Origin of the sequence: Mesonia mobilis DSM 19841 (assembly GCF_000423405.1) — a bacterium.
In the GTDB taxonomy this organism is placed as follows: Bacteria; Bacteroidota; Bacteroidia; order Flavobacteriales; family Flavobacteriaceae; genus Mesonia; species Mesonia mobilis.
Genome location: NZ_AUHX01000007.1, coordinates 134,835 through 151,080 on the forward strand (window position 1 = coordinate 134,835; position 16,246 = coordinate 151,080).

The window sequence follows — 16,246 nt, forward strand, 5'->3', positions numbered from 1 at the left end:
CAATTTTTTTTACAAATTCATTAAAAAATGTACCAATTCTTGTTTGGAATTTATAGGTAATTTTTTTCGTAAACGATATCTCGCAACTCGAACACTATCTGGAGTAACTCGTAAAATCGAAGCAATTTCTTTAGAAGAAAGATTTAACCGAAGTAACATCGCCAAACGTAATTCTGCTGAAGATAATTTTGAAGTGGCCGATTTTGCCAGGTCTTTAAAAAATTGCGGATGCACATCTTCAAAAAAGTGCATAAACTCATCCCACTCATCTTCTTGCTGCAAAGCAAAATCTAATTCTTTTGCCAATTCTTTAATCTTACTTTGCGTATCCATTTTAGAACGAGAACTCATTTTCTTTAAGGTGGAAGAAAGATCTGAAAGCAGCTTATTTTTCTGAGCTATGTTTAAACTATATTTTGAAAGGGAAGCAGTTTTTAATTGTATTTCGTCCTGAAGCTTTTTCTCTTCGATCGCCTTTTTCTCTAATTCTGCCTGTAAAACGCGTTGTTCGTAAGCTTGCAGTTTGGTTTTCTCTTTTCGTTTACGATTCATAAACAAAAAGGAAATTCCCGATACAAATAAAATGGCTCCGCCACCAAATAACATGAGATCTTGATTGGCTTCGTTAATCGAATTTTGTTCGGTTAGTAATTCTATTTGCGCCTCTTTCTGTTCAGTTTCATAGATCGTTTGCAAGACATTTAACTGCCGGAAGTTTTGCGTATAAAATTCTTCCTCTTGCAATTGATTATATTCAAAAAGATGTTGGTAAGCAGTTTCGAAATCTTGCAACAGCACATAGGTTTTGGCTAAATCTTTATGAGCGCTTTCTATTTGATGTTTATTTTCAAATGCTTCTGCTAATTTCAGCGCTTCGTTTGTATAACCTAAAGTTTCTTGATAGCGTTTCGTCTTCCGGTAAACGTCTCCTATATTATTAAGTACATTAATTTGCAGCTCGCTGTTAACGCTTTTTAAATATTCATACGATTTTAGAAAGTACTCGTGCGCTTTTTCTAATTGATTAAGATCTTCGTAAATACTCCCTATATTATCGTTAACTACTGCAATGCCTTCTTCATCTTGCAGTTTTGTAAATAAAGCTAAACTTCGCTCTTGGTGTTCTAGCGCTTTTAGATAATTACTTTCTTTTTCGAAACAGGTGCCTAAAATTTCTTCAGCAATAGCTTCTGCTTTTAAAAATTGATGTTTTTGAGCACTTTCAATACTTTCAACTAAAAATAATTCAGCTTTATCATAATTTTTCAGCGATAAATAAATATGCCCGATTCTATTCTTTAAAATAATTTGAATGGAATCTTGACGATGTTGTTCGGCTATTTTTAATCCGGAAGTATATTGATCGATCGCTTCTGTATAAACTTCAGCATCTTTAAAAAAATCTCCTAACTGAAGGTGTTTTTTAGTGATTTCTGTTTCACTTTTATTTTTTTTAGCCAGGTCGAGCTCCTCTTTAAATTTGTTGAATAACGAATCCTGGAATTGAGAATTCGCTTTTAAACTTTCCGGCTCTTGTGCAAGAAGATTTACACTGAGAAAAAAACAAAAAAAAAGGAGTAAAGTAACTTCATCATCAAAAATTTTGAGGGGTAATTGTATAACTTGGTAAACTTACAGAGGTATTATTAATTCTAGGTTAGAGCAGTATTAACCTAAGATTACCAAAATTTAAACAACCTCACAAAAACCTAAAAAACAACAACTTAACAGATTGTTAATAACCTCTTCAAATCTTTTTTAGCTTTTAAGAAAAAAGAATACAATCATCTTTTAATTTAGTAAACCCGTTTTTATCGAACTGATTTTTCACATAAGTCTGAGAACAAAAACGTTATCGTTTTTAGCAAAGCAATAATCTAAAATCTATATACAATCATGGGCATTTTTGACAAAAGAGTTAACTACAAACCGTTTGAATATCCAGAAGTATTAACATACACTGAAGCTATAAATAAAGCTTACTGGGTACATAGCGAGATAGATTTTACTGCAGACACGCAAGATTTTCATTCTCACTTAGATTTAGCAGAAAGAACCGCTATTAAAAACAGCTTATTGGCAATTGCACAAATTGAAGTTGCCGTAAAATCTTTCTGGGGAAAAATTTACGATCACTTCCCTAAACCGGAGTTTAATGGTTTAGGTAGCACCTTTGCAGAATGTGAATTTAGACATTCTGAAGCTTATTCTCGTCTTTTAGAGGTTTTAGGTTATAATGATGAGTTTAAGAATTTGCTAGAAGTACCTGTAATTAACGAACGTGTAGAATATCTTTCTAAAGCTCTAAAAGATGCCAACTCACAAGACGAGAAAAAGTATGTAGTCTCGTTAATTATGTTTTCTATTTTAATTGAAAACGTATCGCTTTTTAGTCAGTTTGCGATCATCTTATCGTTTACACGCTTTAAAGGTTTAATGAAAAATGTAAGTAACATTATCGCTTGGACGTCTGTAGACGAACAAATTCACGCAAATGGCGGTATTTACATTATTAATAAAATAAAAGAAGAATATCCAGACTTTTTTGACGATGAAACGCTTACCAACATTAAAGAAACGGTGAAGCATTCGTTAGATGTAGAAAGCAACATTTTAGATTGGATTTTTGAAAACGGCGAATTAGAAAACGTAAAGAAAAACGATCTGTTGAATTTTATGAAATTCCGTATCGATGAAAGTATGGAAAAAATAGGAATGGATAAAATTTACCACATTACTCCAGAACAATACGCGCCAATGCGTTGGTTCGAAGAAGAAGTATTTGCGAACAGTTTAGACGATTTCTTCGCAAAAAGACCGGTAGATTATACCAAGCACGATAAAAGTATCACGGCAGACGATTTATTCTAAAATTTAAAAACTAACACACTCACTCATATGTTCACAAGCGAATTACCACTAACAAAAGAGAACGATTCACTAAGAGAAAAACTTTGGTGGAAAAATGATGAAAGCGAGCAAATTCTTAACCGCGGTTACCTTTTAAAAGGTGAAACGGTAGAAGGTGCGATCGACAGAATTACCACGGCAGCAGCCAAAAGATTATACAAACCAGAATTAAAAGAATCGTTTCAAGAAATGATCGAGCGCGGTTGGATGAGTTTAAGCTCACCAATCTGGGCAAATATGGGAACCGAGAGAGGTTTACCTATTTCTTGTTTTAATGTGCATATTCCCGATAATATTGAAGGGATTACCCATAAGCTTGGTGAGGTAATTATGCAAACCAAAATTGGTGGTGGTACATCGGGTTACTTTGGTGGTTTACGTGCGCGTGGTAGCGCTGTAACCGACAATGGTAAAAGTAGTGGTGCAGTAAGTTTTATGAAACTTTTTGATACCGCAATGGACACGATTTCTCAAGGTGGTGTGCGTCGTGGTGCTTTCGCCACCTATTTAGATATCGATCACCCGGATATTGAGGAGTTTTTAAAAATTAAGAACATTGGTAATCCAATTCAGAATTTATTTAATGGAGTTTGTGTTTCTGATTACTGGATGCAAGAAATGATCGATGGCGATCCTGATAAAAGAAAAGTTTGGGCAAAAGTATTAGAAAGCAGACAACAAAAAGGTTTACCATACATCTTCTTTACCGATAATGTAAACAGAAATAAACCACAGGTTTACAAAGATCTAGGAATGCAAATTAATGCCAGTAACTTATGTTCTGAAATTATGCTTCCTTCTTCTGAGTCTGAATCGTTTATCTGCTGTTTATCTTCTATGAATCTTGAATTATATGATGAGTGGAAAGATACTGAAGCGGTTAAATTAGCAACTTTCTTCTTAGACGCTGTTTTAGAAGAATTCATTCAGAAAACAGAAGGAAACTATTATTTATCTTCTGCAAATCGTTTTGCTAAACGTCACAGAGCTTTAGGTTTAGGTGTTTTAGGATGGCATTCTTACTTACAGAAAAACAACATTCCGTTTGAAGGAATGGAAGCAAAAGCAAAAACAACCGAGATTTTCAAACACATTCGTGCAAAAGCAGATAAAGCAACAGAAGAGTTAGCAAGAATTTATGGTGAACCAGAAGTTTTAAAAGGCTACGGAAGAAGAAACACCACCACGTTAGCAATTGCGCCAACCACTTCTTCTTCTGCTATTTTAGGACAAACTTCACCAGGCATCGAACCTTTCAGCAGTAATTATTACAAAGCAGGACTTTCTAAAGGAAACTTTATTAGAAAGAACAAATACCTGAAAAAATTACTTGAGCAAAAAGGCATCGATAATGAAGATACGTGGAGAAATATTATGCTTGACAATGGTAGCGTTCAAAAACTAGCAGAACTTACCGATCACGAAAAAGCAGTATTTAAAACCTTTAAAGAATTAAGTCAGTTAGAAATTATTCAGCAGGCTTCTATTCGTCAAAAATATGTTGATCAATCTCAGAGTTTAAATATCAACATTCCTTCTGCTGTGCCAATTAAAGAAGTAAATAAACTTCTTATTGAAGCTTGGAAATTAGGCGTAAAAACACTTTACTACCAAAGAAGCCAAAGTGTTTCTAAAGAAATGGTGAACAACCTTGTAAACTGTAGTAGTTGCGAATCGTAACCAACCTACTTTAATTACCTTATAAAACAGGCTGCCCTATTGGGCAGCCTGTTTACTTTCTGCAAAGCACTAATATTCAACCAATACACATTCAATCTAATCTCTTCCATTTTCTTAACAAGAACACGCATAACGATTATAAACAATAACAATTAGCTAATATTTTTAAAGTTTAGTTAGCAATTTCATTACAAAACATAGAAATAGTCTTAACATTCTGTTAGGTTTTTATAAATAGTTTTACTCCATCAAAAACTAAAACCAATTAATCATGACTACTTTCAAACGATTACTTTTAAACTTATTGCTACTTACCGCAGTAGCTACCATTTATACTTCTTGTGAAGTAGAAGATGGAATTGACGGAATTGACGGAGCAGATGGTGTTAACGGTCAAGACGGAGCAGATGGTGAAGACGGAGAAGACTTTACTCCAGAACCAGAAATGTTTTCAGACAAATCTAACTTAAAAGCGCTTGTGGCAATGAAGCCGCAATTTAACTATGTAAATGCATATTCTATATTAAGCTCATCAGACACCTTAAGTAACGACTTTAAATTAGTAGGTGCTCAAGATGGTGCCGGCTTTTTAAAAGATCCTGATAGTGATGGTTATATTTATATTGTAAATGCAGAAGATACTTATGCTGTATCTAGAATTATGCTTGACAAAAACTTAAATCCAATTTCTGGAGAATGGTTATTAAACTCAAGTGTTGCCGATTACGCAAGACAATGTAGCGGCACAATGTGGGAAGCAGCGATTCACGGTGGTTCTCAAGACTTATTCTTATCGGCTTCAGAAAGTATTAATTATGATGTGAAAGGTATAGATCCTTACATGACGCCAACACCGGGAGCAGATTTTGGCTTAGATGCTTTAGGTGAATTTTCTTGGGAAAATGCAGTACCGCTTCCTCAGGTAGCTTTTCCGGGAAAAACCGTAATTATTGGTGGTGACGATGACTCTAGTGGTTCTGAAGGTCAGGTTTCTCTTTATTTATCTGAAAATGGAGACGACGATCTTGAAAACGGAAAAATTTACGCACTTCGTTTTAAAGAAGTATCTGATAATAACGGCGGAAAAATGGCAGTAACTTCAGGACAGATCTACAATGAAAGCAATCTTGATTTTCAAGAAACTTACGATGTTGAATTTGTTGAGATCCCTAACGGAAAAAACCTTACTAAAAACGAAATGGAAGATGCTTGTGTAGCTGTACAAGCTTCTGCTTTTATGCGTGTTGAAGATGTAGATTATCAAAAAGGTTCTGCAGACAATAACCGTAATGTATATTTTGCTGTTACAGGTCGTGGTCCGGGAGCTGGTACTTATAATGACTGGGGAACGGTTTACAAATTAGAGCTTGACGCTAACAACCCGCTTGAAGGTCAGTTAACTCAAATCGTAAGTGGTAACACAAATACCAACAACGCCGACGGTAATCTTTCTGAATTACAGAGCCCGGATAACATTTGTGTAACTGAGAACTTTGTATACTTTCAAGAAGATCCAAATTCATTCAGCAGAGGACATTCAGCTTACATTTACCAATCAGATTTAAATGGAAACAACACTCAACAAGTACTTGAATTTGTAGTAAGACAAGATCTTGCAGAAGATGGTAGCACAGGGTTCAGTGGAGAATATGGTGCGTTGATCGACATTTCAGATAAAGTAGGTGTTCCGGGTACATTCATCTTAAACTTACAACCACACTACTGGAGAGACGACAGCTTTAAAGGTAGAGATGGTCACACCTTTACAGATGGAACTTACGAAGATAACCAAGGGGGGCAAATTGTTTTATTAGAAGGTTTACCTAAATAATATATTTGAATGCATTCAACAAAAACCTCCGTGACTCGCGGAGGTTTTTCTATAAAATAAAATATAAAGACCGATGACCAATTCTTCTAAAATAACAGCAATTTTATTCATTATTTCTCTTACCGTAATTTTTTTCAGTTGTAAAGAAAAAACTAAGTCGACAACAAACGAAACCTATACTGCAAAACAAGAAATAGATTGGACGCGAGCTCATGAGTACTATTTACTGCATATAAAAAAAACACATCAATATTTAGATAGCCTTAATCAAACTTCACCTAATTCTGAAGAAGCTAAAAACTATTTTTTTAAAGCCCATCAAGCTTTTAAAGAAGCAGAACCGTATGCTTCTTATTTAAATCCTGAAGTTGGCCACCAAGCAAACGGTCCGGCTTTACCAAGATTAACAGATGATACCCAAAGAGTATTATTGCCTATTGGTTTTCAAAAAATTGAAGAATCGATTTACGAAGGCGGCGTGGCTGAAAATGATTTTAAACGTGAAGTTGAATTAACGAACGGACTTATAAAAGTTTTAGAAGACGCAATTGAAAAACGTAAATTAAATGCGCAACGTTTCTTCATCGCAACGCACCAACAACTTATGCGCATCGTAAGTTTCGGGATCACAGGTTTTGATACTCCTGTAAGTGGTTTAGGCTTAACAGAAACTCAAGCATCTATCAACAATTTAAAAACGGTTTACAAACTGAGTTTACAGCCGCTTATTACTTCAAAAGACAAAAATCTTCATCAGAAATTTTTAAAACAAAATCAGAAGGCTATCGACTTTATAGAAAAAAATCCAGATTTCGAATCGTTCGATCGTTATACATTTTTGAGAGAGTGCTTTAACCCTATGATGCGTAGTTGGGTTGAAATAAGAAAGACTTCAGCAATTTGGCAACCTGTAAACAATAAGCCTTTTAATTTTGAAGCGCCTACTTTTTTTGAAGACAATTCGTTCAACATAGATTATTTTAGACAGGTAACGAATAGAAAACCTTCTGAAGCAAAAATAGCCTTAGGAAAACGTTTATTTTTTGAAGAAAACTTATCTGAATCGTCTAAAATGTCTTGCGCCACTTGCCATATTCCCAGCAAAGCTTACGCCGACGGAATGGTTACCAATTTGAACAACGAGGGAAAACCTTTACAACGCAACTCTCCTACTTTAGTTAATGCTGTATTTCAAAAAGGATTCTTTTGGGACGGAAGAGCAGAAAGTCTTTTGGCACAAATTTCCGGAGTATTTACCAACGAAGAAGAATTTAATAGTGCGGTACACGAATTTTCAGGAGATATTGCTAAAGACTCAAGCTATGTAAAAGATTTTGAAGAAGTTTTCGGTAAAAAAGTGAATTATACCAACGCAGAAACCATTAAAGCTTTGTCTGCTTATATTTCTACGCTTAATGGTTTCAGTTCAAAATTTGATAAGAATATGAGAGGTGAAGAAAATACATTCACCGCTCAAGAAAAGTTGGGTATGAATTTGTTTATGGGAAAAGCCCTATGTGCAACTTGCCATTTCATGCCGCTTACCAGCGGGACAGTTCCGCCGTTTTTTACCGATACAGAAAAAGAAGTTATTGGCGTTCCTGAAACGGTAGAGAATAAAACCTTAGACAGCGATACAGGTTTTTATTTTATGTATGAAGAAGCTATACAAAAAGGAATGTTTAAAACACCGACAATACGCAATGTTGCCCAGACAGCTCCTTACATGCATAATGGTGTTTACAATAATTTAGAGCAGGTTGTCGATTTTTACAACAAAGGCGGCGGTGGTGGTTTAGGTTTCGATTTACCACACCAAACCCTACCTTTTGATAATTTAGAACTTACTCAAGAAGAACAGCAAGCTTTAGTGGCATTTATGAAAACACTCACCGATCTTCCTAGAGAAAATTAATTGAATAGTTATCTAGGATTTTAAACAAAAAAAGTCGCAACTGAAAAGTTGCGACTTTTTTTATGATTAACTAAGGTATCTTAAGCTTCGAAAGGCTCGATAGATACGTAAGACTTGTTGTCTTTTTTCTTAGTAAATTTTACGATACCGTCAATTTTGGCATGTAATGTATGATCTTTTCCTGCATACACATTTTCACCTGGATTGTGCGCAGTACCTCTTTGTCTAACGATGATATTTCCTGCAACAGCAGCTTGACCGCCAAAAATCTTAACTCCTAATCGTTTCGATTCTGATTCTCTACCGTTCTTCGAACTACCAACTCCTTTTTTGTGTGCCATTTTATTTTAGGTTTTTAGTAGATTACTAATTATTTACTTAAAGCTTCAACTAATTCAGCTTTTTTCATTGAAGAATATCCTTCAAGACCTTTTTCTTTTGCCATTTCTTTAAGTTCTGCAACAGTGTGCTTGCTTAAATCATCAGAAGATTCTGATTTAGCTTCAGATTTTGGAGCTTCTTTTTTAGCCGATGTAGCTTTTTTACCTCCTTTCAAAGAGATATCTTCAATTACAATCTCTGTTAAAGATTGACGGTGACCGTTTTTCTTACGGTAACCTTTACGTCTTTTCTTTTTGAAAACAATAACTTTGTCTCCTTTAAGGTGACGTGTAATTTTTGCTCCAACAAGAGCACCTTCTATAGCCGGGGCGCCTAAAGTAATATTGTCACCATCACCAGTAAGAAGAACTTTATCAAAAGAGATGCTATCTCCTTCTTCTCCTGCTAAACGGTTAACAAAAACCTTTTGGTCTTTTGCAACTTTAAATTGCTGCCCTGCTATCTCTACAATTGCGTACATAGCGTAACGTTTATAAATTAATTATTTTTTGAAAATGGATGCAAATATACTTCTAAATAATTAAAATACAAATGTTTCAAATAAATAAAATTAAGACTCTACTCTAGTTCTTTCTTGATCTGAGATGGTGTAACGTTTACCCTGTTGGGTATTCCAACTATCTTTCATAATCTGCATTAGCGCTAAACTCAACACCACAGTAGTCGCTAACCCCATTAAAAACACAATAAAACTCACGGTTGCAGCGCCAACTTCGTAACCAGAATTAAAATCGACCAGCATTTTATTCACGAAATTAGGTTCAATATTACTGGAATAAATCACAAAAAACACCGAAAAAATTATGGTTGAAATAAATCCCGTTACCACTCCTACTCGAAAACCTTTTTGGTAGGTAAACTTTTTTAAGGTATCGTTTTTATGATCTTTTTTATAGGTGCTAATTGCTCCGTAAAGTCCAATCCCTACGATTACAATATTAATGGCACTAAAAAATGGTTTTAAATGTAAATCGAATAACGATAACAGTAAAAATCCTAAAATTAAAACAACACCAATACCTACTCCATATTTAACTGAAACTGCTTGCTTTTTCATAACATTTTAGTTTTGATTTACTTAAAGTTCCTAAAAACAAACAACTATTTATGATAACACCTTGTTAATTAAAGAATTTCTAACAATTGTAGTTTAAATAATGTAACAAATAACTAATTTTGAAGTCAAACATTTAGAAGAACAATAAAAAATCTAATTAAACATGATTAAAAGAATTAGCTTAGCTGCTTTTACTCTTTTGGCTACTTACGCGGGTTTCGCTCAGCAAGTAGAATTTACAGAGTATGAATTAGACAATGGCTTAGATGTAATTTTACATCAGGATAACACGGCTCCTGTTGTTACCGTTGGGGTAATGTATCACGTAGGAGCTAAAGATGAAGAAGAAGGAAGAACTGGTTTTGCTCACTTCTTCGAGCACCTTTTATTTGAAGGTACCGAAAATATTGATCGTGGCGAATGGTTCAACATCGTAGCTGCAAACGGCGGAAGCAACAACGCCAACACTACACAAGACCGTACTTATTATTACGAAACTTTCCCGTCTAACAACCTTAAGTTAGGTTTATGGATGGAGTCTGAGCGTATGCTTCACCCGGTAATTAACCAAATTGGAGTAGACACTCAAAACGAAGTAGTAAAAGAAGAAAAACGTACACGTATCGACAATGCTCCTTACGGTAAAATTATTTACAGTACAGGAATTAGCCCTTACATGTTCGAAAAGCACCCGTACAAAAACTCTGTGATCGGAACGATGGAAGATTTAGATGCGGCGCAACTTGACGAGTTTAAAGCTTTTTTCGATAAATATTACGGCCCAAACAATGCTACTTTAGTAATTGCCGGAGATTTCGAAGAAGAAGAAACTAAAAAATGGATCAAAAGCTACTTTGCTTCTATTCCTAAAGGGCCTGAAGTTGAACGTATAGATATTAAAGAAGAACCAATTACTGAGGAAATTGTTGCTACAGAATATGACGATAACATTCAGATTCCTGCTAAACTTTACGTTTACAGAACTCCTTCAATGAAAGAAAGAGATGCTTATGTGCTAGATATGATCTCATCTATATTAACAGACGGAAAAAGTTCTCGTATGTACAAGAAAATGGTCGATGAAGACAAAGAAGCGCTTCAAGTATTGGCCTTCCCAAGATCTCAAGAAGACTACGGAATGTACGTCATGGGTGCTTTAGCAATGGGAGATACTCCATTAGAGCAATTAGGAGAATCGATGGATGAAGAAATTAAAAAACTTCAAACTGAATTAATTTCAGAAAAAGAATACCAAAAATTACAAAACAAGTTCGAAAACCGTTTTGTAAGCTCTAACAGTAGCGTTCAAGGTATTGCAGCTTCATTAGCAACTTACCACATGCTTTACGGTGATGTAGACTTAATTAACGATGAAATCAAGATCTACAGAAGTATCACTAGAGAAGATATTAAAGAAGTAGCGAACAAGTACCTAAAGAAAAATCAACGTTTAAATTTAGATTACTTACCAACTCCAGAATCTAAATAATAACTGAAAAAAAGTTTTAAAAAATGAAAATCAAGATATTATCAATTTTTATCATGTGTCTGATGGTGATGGGTGCGCAGGCACAAATCGACCGCTCTAAACAACCAGAGGCAGGACCGGCTCCTAAAATTAATTTAGGCAAACCAAAGACCTTTAAACTAAAGAACGGATTACAAATTATGGTGGTAGAAAACCATAAATTACCTAGAGTTAGCGCAAGTTTAATTATCGACAATAAACCAAATTCTGAAGGAAATAAAGTAGGTGTAAAATCGCTTTACAGCTCAATGATGGGTAATGGCACCAAATCGATGAGCAAAGAAGAGTTTAACGAAAAAGTAGACTTTTTAGGAGCAAGTGTTGGTTATGGTAGCGAAAGCGCTTATGCAAGTTCACTTTCTAAATTTTTCCCAGAGGTAATGGAGTTAATGGCAGATGGTCTTTTAAACCCATTATTTACCGAAGAAGAGTTTCAAGATCAAAAAGATAGAGTTTTAGAAGGCCTTAAAGCTGGAAAAAAAAGTGTTAGCAATATTGCAAGTAACGTAAGTAGAAAACTTGCTTTTGGCGGCAATCACCCTTATGGTGAGTTCGAGACTGAAGAAAGCGTAAACAACGTAACTTTAAAAGACGTTAAAACGTACTACAACAATTTTATCTCTCCTAAGAACGCTTATTTAGTAGTTGTTGGAGACGTAGACGATTCTGATGTAAAAAAATTAGCGAAAAAGTATTTAGGAGATTGGGCAGAAAGCACTCCTCCATCGGCAGCTTTACCGGCTGTACCAAAAGTACAGTACACGCAAGTGAACTTTATCGATGTACCAAATGCAGTACAGAGTGAATTACGTGTGCAGAACACAGTTGAGTTAAAAATGGCAGATGAAGATTACTTCCCTGTTTTAGTTGCTAACCAAATTTTAGGTGGTAGCTTCGGAAGTTATTTAAACATGAACTTACGTGAAGAGCACGGTTATACTTACGGAGCTCGTTCGTATACAGGAACAGACAAATATGTAAGTAGATTTTCTGCTAGTGCAAGCGTAAGAAACGCTGTTACCGATAGCGCTATTGTTGAAACTTTAAAAGAAATTAACCGTATTAAAACTGAAAAAGTTGATTTTGAAGATTTAAACAATGCAAAAAATAAATTTGCCGGAGACTTTGTATTAAAACTAGAAAGTCCTTCAACAATTGCGAACTATGCATTAAATATTGAAACCAACGATCTTCCTAAAGATTTCTACGAGACTTTCTTAAAGAAGATCAACGCAGTTACTCAAGACGATATTTTACGTGTAGCTAACAAATACTTCAAAACCGATGCGATGCAAATTGTTGTTGCCGGTAAAGGAAGTGAAATTGCAGAAAACTTAGAAAACATCACTTACAAAGGAAAAACCATTCCTGTATTTTACTTTAATAAAGATGGTGAAAAAGTAGAAAAGCCGGAATACAACAAAGAAGTACCGGAAGGGATGACTGTAAACGATGTTTACGACGCTTACTTAAAAGCAATTGGCGGTAAAGATGCTGCTGAAAAAGTAAACACCGTTGCAATGACAGGAAGTGCTACAGTACAAGGAATGACTATTAGTTTTAGCAGAAAAGAAACTAAAGACGGAAAGAGCTTACAAGTTTCTTCAATGAACGGTATGACCTTAGGAAAAGAAGTATTTGATGGCGAAAATGGTTATCAGGAAGGTCAAGGACAAAAAATGGATTATACCGAAGAGCAAATCGCAGACGCAAAAGCAAACGCAGGCTTATTCCCAGAGTTAGAAGTTTCTGAAGAAGCTAAGTTAATTGCTATTGAAAAAGTAGATGGTAAAGATGCTTATGTAGTTCAATCTTCTGAAGACACAAAAGATTATTACGACACTGAAACCGGATTAAAAGTTCAGTCAGTTACAACGATTAGTCAAGGAGGTCAAACAGGAGAAGATTTCTCTGGACTTAGTAATTATAAAGAAGTGAACGGAGTTAAACTCCCTCACACAATCACTAAAAAGTTTGGTCCACAAGAAGTTGAAATAAAAATGACAGAAATTAAAGTGAATGAAGGAGTAAGCGACGCAGACTTCCAGTAATTTATTTTCACCAAATTATTTTAAAGCCGATTCTTTTAGAGTCGGCTTTTTTATTTTCTTTTTTCGGTTCGCCATATAGACACCCAGTAAAATAATTCCGCCGGAAACAATTTGTAAAAAGCCAAATTGCTCTCCATCTAAAATTCCCCAACCAAAAGCCACCACCGGAATCAAATACGTAACAGAGGTTGAAAAAACCGGATTCGAAATTTGCACCAAGCGATTAAACAAAATCTTTGCAATGCCGGTACCAACCACCGAAAGAATAGCGATATAACCGATCGCCGTTTGTGTTGCCGTATCGTTTAGATTTTCAGCAGTAAAAAAATCGGCAAAAAGTAACACTAAAGTCGCCGGGATCATCAACACCGTGAAACAACCAACAGTAATACTTAACGCAGGAATATCTTGCAAATAGCGTTTGATTATGTGAACATTTATCGCGTACATACTCGTCGCAACAAGCGGAAGGAAAGCATAAATAAGGTTTTGACTATCATTCATTTTCGCTCCGCTACTCACCAACAAAATTGAGCCAACCAAACCAATAGCTACTCCGGTAACTTGCTTTTTAGTCGATCTTATTTTGAAGATCAAAAACCCAAATACGATCGAAAGAATTGGCACAGTAGAATTTAATATGGAAACAATGGCGCTGTTAATTTTTAATTCAGCAAAAGCGAAAAGAAAAGCAGGAAAAAATGTGCCTAAAAAGGCCGAAACAGCAATCCATTTCCATTGCTGCTTTTTAATCTTTGATAGACTTCTAGCCCCAATTAATAATAGAAAAATGCCGGCTAAAAAAGTTCGCAACGCCCCCAACTGTAAAGGTGTTAGGCCTAACAATCCTTTTTTAATTAAGATAAAAGAACTCCCCCAAACTAGAGAAAGAGCGACTAAGTAAATCCATTTAAGCTGCTTGTGATCCATCGCTAGAATTTTTTGCAAAAGTCTAACTATTTATTGAGATGCACTAAGATTTCTATTCTTGAATTTCTGCCCACTTGGTCGATTCCATAATTCGACGAATATCATTCGCCAAATAGTTTGCCGCCGGGACGATACTATCGTAATTAGGCTGAGTTTTAAAATAAATAGAACCGGTTAGAAAGTGATTTACGCTATCGGTAATGTAGAATTGTGCTTGCGAAGCCGCATCTCCTTTTACTTCATAAAAAGTTCCGTACGTGTTATTCTTTTTATTAATGTAAGTATCTCCTTCGATCTCATCGGCTTTGATGGTATGTTGCAAAGGTAATTTTTGCCCATCGATTAAAAGTGCTTCTAAATTATCTCGAACCGGACGGTAAGTAATAAAAATGGTTCCTTTTAAAGCGGGATACTCCAAATCTACCCAACAAGGATTATTGGTTACCGAAGCTTTTACTTCAACCTGTTTATTAATTTCAAAAGTATACGGGCAAGGCAATTGTATTTTTTTATATTCAGCTTCAGGATAATCGAGTGCCAAAAAACCTTTAGGCTTAGGTTGGTAGCTTTTTTCGCAACCCACTAAAACTAGAAGAAAAATTACACTAACTATCGCTAACCTCATACCCAATATTAACTTTTACTTGTTTGATACGTTTACCTTCAATGGCTTCTATGGTAAACGTATAATTTTCAAAAATTATTTTCTGATTTTTCTGCGGAAATTCTCCCGAGATCTCCAACAAGAACCCTGCTAAGGTTTCGGCCTCTCCTTTTTTCTCTTCAAAGTAAACAGGATCTTCTAACTTGATCACCTTGTAGAAATTCTTCAGCGGCGTTTTTCCTTCAAAAACATAATTATGATCGTCGAGTTTAGAGAAAATTAAATCTTCATCATCAAACTCATCGCTAATATCACCAACAATTTCTTCGATGATATCTTCCAAAGAAATGAGTCCGCTAGTACCACCATACTCATCGACTACGATCGCTAAGTGATTTTTCTTGTCTTTAAAATCGTTCAGCAAATCGTCTAATTTTTTATTTTCCGGTACAAAATAAGGCTCGCGCAATAAGGATTGCCAATTAAATTTTTTCTGATCGAGATATGGCAATAGATCTTTTATATAAAGAATACCTTTTACGTTATCGATATTATCTTCATAAACCGGAATTCGAGAATAACCGTTCTCAGTTACTTCAGCAATTACCTCTTTAAAATCTTGTTCAATATTTAAAGCGAACATATCGATACGAGGTTTCATTACTTGTTTGGTTTCTGTATTCCCAAAAGAAACGATTCCTTGCAGAATTTTCTGCTCTTCTTTGGTCGTATCTTCTTCAGAAGTAAGCTCTAAGGCTTGTGAGAGTTGATCCACGCTTAACGCTGATCGCTGCTTCCCTAACCTATTATGAATTAACACAGTAACTTGACGCATCGGGATACTAAAAACACTCAGCAATTTATCTAATACTGAAAGCGGATAAGCCATAAAGTTCGAGAATACAACTTTGTTACGACTCGCATAAATTTTAGGTAAGATCTCCCCAAATAGTAAAATAAGAAAGGTAACCAATACGACTTCGATCACAAACCGAAGATTTATACCGAAATAAATCGCTTCAATATCACCAAAAAACATATCGCCTAGCGACTCAAATAAAAGTACTACAGCAATATTCACAAAATTATTAGCTACTAAAATGGTGGCCAATAACTTTTTAGGTCGGTCTAATAAACGTATTAAAATTTGTTGCTTAGCAGATACATTACCATCTTTTACATCAAAATCTGAAGGCGTCAAAGAAAACAATGCTACTTCTGAACCAGAGATTAAGGCAGAACAAATCAAGAGCAACAAAAGAACGACTATCCCAAATACTTGAGAAAAATCGATCACTAAAAATGTATTAAATAAACTGGAAGGGTCAGGGTCCAAAT

At 35.1% G+C, this 16,246-nt stretch carries 13 protein-coding genes and 1 pseudogene; 6 read left to right on the forward strand and 8 right to left on the reverse strand.

What is annotated here, in order from left to right; translation table 11 throughout:
* Positions 1–9 precede the first annotated feature (9 nt).
* Complete coding sequence (locus G551_RS0107710; RefSeq protein ID WP_027885024.1) at positions 10–792, reverse strand: helix-turn-helix transcriptional regulator; 783 nt, start codon at positions 790–792, stop codon at positions 10–12.
* A gap of 192 nt (positions 793–984) precedes the next feature.
* Positions 985–1,620: pseudogene (locus G551_RS16955) on the reverse strand (tetratricopeptide repeat protein); the annotation flags it as partial.
* 276 nt (positions 1,621–1,896) lie between these two features.
* Between G551_RS16955 and G551_RS0107715 the strand changes: the two are divergent.
* The 4 genes from G551_RS0107715 to G551_RS0107730 all read left to right on the forward strand — a co-directional run bounded on the left by G551_RS0107715 (position 1,897) and on the right by G551_RS0107730 (position 8,336).
* Positions 1,897–2,871 (forward strand): ribonucleotide-diphosphate reductase subunit beta, encoded by a 975-nt coding sequence (locus tag G551_RS0107715; protein ID WP_027885025.1) that lies wholly within the window; start codon positions 1,897–1,899, stop codon positions 2,869–2,871.
* A gap of 27 nt (positions 2,872–2,898) precedes the next feature.
* A complete protein-coding gene (locus G551_RS0107720; protein ID WP_027885026.1) occupies positions 2,899–4,590 on the forward strand; it encodes a ribonucleoside-diphosphate reductase subunit alpha in 1,692 nt (563 codons plus the stop codon).
* A 271-nt stretch (positions 4,591–4,861) separates the two neighbouring features.
* A complete protein-coding gene (locus tag G551_RS0107725; RefSeq protein WP_027885027.1) occupies positions 4,862–6,421 on the forward strand; it encodes a PhoX family protein in 1,560 nt (519 codons plus the stop codon).
* A 73-nt stretch (positions 6,422–6,494) separates the two neighbouring features.
* Positions 6,495–8,336, forward strand: a complete 1,842-nt coding sequence (locus G551_RS0107730) for a cytochrome c peroxidase (RefSeq protein ID WP_036243511.1) — start codon at positions 6,495–6,497, stop codon at positions 8,334–8,336.
* A gap of 80 nt (positions 8,337–8,416) precedes the next feature.
* Here the strand turns inward: G551_RS0107730 and rpmA are convergent, their stop codons facing one another.
* From rpmA to G551_RS0107745, 3 genes are all read right to left on the reverse strand, one after another.
* Positions 8,417–8,677 (reverse strand): 50S ribosomal protein L27, encoded by a 261-nt coding sequence (rpmA, locus tag G551_RS0107735; RefSeq protein WP_027885029.1) that lies wholly within the window; start codon positions 8,675–8,677, stop codon positions 8,417–8,419.
* Between the two features lie 29 nt (positions 8,678–8,706).
* Positions 8,707–9,198 (reverse strand): 50S ribosomal protein L21, encoded by a 492-nt coding sequence (gene rplU, locus G551_RS0107740; RefSeq protein ID WP_027885030.1) that lies wholly within the window; start codon positions 9,196–9,198, stop codon positions 8,707–8,709.
* A gap of 90 nt (positions 9,199–9,288) precedes the next feature.
* Positions 9,289–9,795 carry a DUF4199 domain-containing protein gene (locus tag G551_RS0107745; RefSeq protein ID WP_027885031.1) on the reverse strand — a complete coding sequence of 169 codons (507 nt, stop codon included), beginning with the start codon at positions 9,793–9,795 and terminating at the stop codon, positions 9,289–9,291.
* 163 nt (positions 9,796–9,958) lie between these two features.
* Between G551_RS0107745 and G551_RS0107750 the strand changes: the two genes are divergently transcribed.
* Both G551_RS0107750 and G551_RS0107755 read left to right on the forward strand, forming a co-directional pair.
* The gene (locus G551_RS0107750; RefSeq protein ID WP_027885032.1) at positions 9,959–11,284 is read left to right on the forward strand and encodes a M16 family metallopeptidase; all 1,326 of its coding nucleotides are present in this window, start codon (positions 9,959–9,961) and stop codon (positions 11,282–11,284) included.
* Positions 11,285–11,307: 23 nt separating this feature from the next.
* Complete coding sequence (locus tag G551_RS0107755) at positions 11,308–13,374, forward strand: M16 family metallopeptidase (RefSeq protein ID WP_027885033.1); 2,067 nt, start codon at positions 11,308–11,310, stop codon at positions 13,372–13,374.
* Positions 13,375–13,389: 15 nt separating this feature from the next.
* On the opposite strand, the gene G551_RS0107760 is transcribed toward G551_RS0107755, so the two are convergent.
* Genes G551_RS0107760 through G551_RS0107770 form a run of 3 tightly spaced genes read right to left on the reverse strand, consistent with a single transcriptional unit; the run spans position 13,390 to position 16,244 of the window.
* Positions 13,390–14,322: a DMT family transporter gene (locus G551_RS0107760; RefSeq protein ID WP_316928431.1), complete on the reverse strand. Its 933-nt coding sequence runs from the start codon at positions 14,320–14,322 to the stop codon at positions 13,390–13,392.
* Between the two features lie 34 nt (positions 14,323–14,356).
* Entirely contained in the window at positions 14,357–14,929 is a 573-nt protein-coding gene (gldD, locus tag G551_RS0107765) for a gliding motility lipoprotein GldD (protein WP_027885035.1), read from the reverse strand.
* Entirely contained in the window at positions 14,910–16,244 is a 1,335-nt protein-coding gene (locus tag G551_RS0107770; protein ID WP_027885036.1) for a gliding motility-associated protein GldE, read from the reverse strand. Before G551_RS0107770 ends, gldD begins: the two co-directional genes overlap by 20 nt.
* Positions 16,245–16,246: the final 2 nt, after the last annotated feature.

What these genes read in the sequence shown, in the direction of transcription:
- G551_RS0107715 (WP_027885025.1), top strand. Translation starts at nt 1,897, where the DNA reads ATGGGCATTTTTGACAAAAGAGTTAACTACAAACCGTTTGAATATCCA.
- G551_RS0107720 (WP_027885026.1), top strand. Translation starts at nt 2,899, where the DNA reads ATGTTCACAAGCGAATTACCACTAACAAAAGAGAACGATTCACTAAGA.
- G551_RS0107725 (WP_027885027.1), top strand. Translation starts at nt 4,862, where the DNA reads ATGACTACTTTCAAACGATTACTTTTAAACTTATTGCTACTTACCGCA.
- G551_RS0107730 (WP_036243511.1), top strand. Translation starts at nt 6,495, where the DNA reads ATGACCAATTCTTCTAAAATAACAGCAATTTTATTCATTATTTCTCTT.
- rpmA (WP_027885029.1), bottom strand. Translation starts at nt 8,677, where the DNA reads ATGGCACACAAAAAAGGAGTTGGTAGTTCGAAGAACGGTAGAGAATCA.
- rplU (WP_027885030.1), bottom strand. Translation starts at nt 9,198, where the DNA reads ATGTACGCAATTGTAGAGATAGCAGGGCAGCAATTTAAAGTTGCAAAA.
- G551_RS0107745 (WP_027885031.1), bottom strand. Translation starts at nt 9,795, where the DNA reads ATGAAAAAGCAAGCAGTTTCAGTTAAATATGGAGTAGGTATTGGTGTT.
- G551_RS0107750 (WP_027885032.1), top strand. Translation starts at nt 9,959, where the DNA reads ATGATTAAAAGAATTAGCTTAGCTGCTTTTACTCTTTTGGCTACTTAC.
- G551_RS0107755 (WP_027885033.1), top strand. Translation starts at nt 11,308, where the DNA reads ATGAAAATCAAGATATTATCAATTTTTATCATGTGTCTGATGGTGATG.
- gldD (WP_027885035.1), bottom strand. Translation starts at nt 14,929, where the DNA reads ATGAGGTTAGCGATAGTTAGTGTAATTTTTCTTCTAGTTTTAGTGGGT.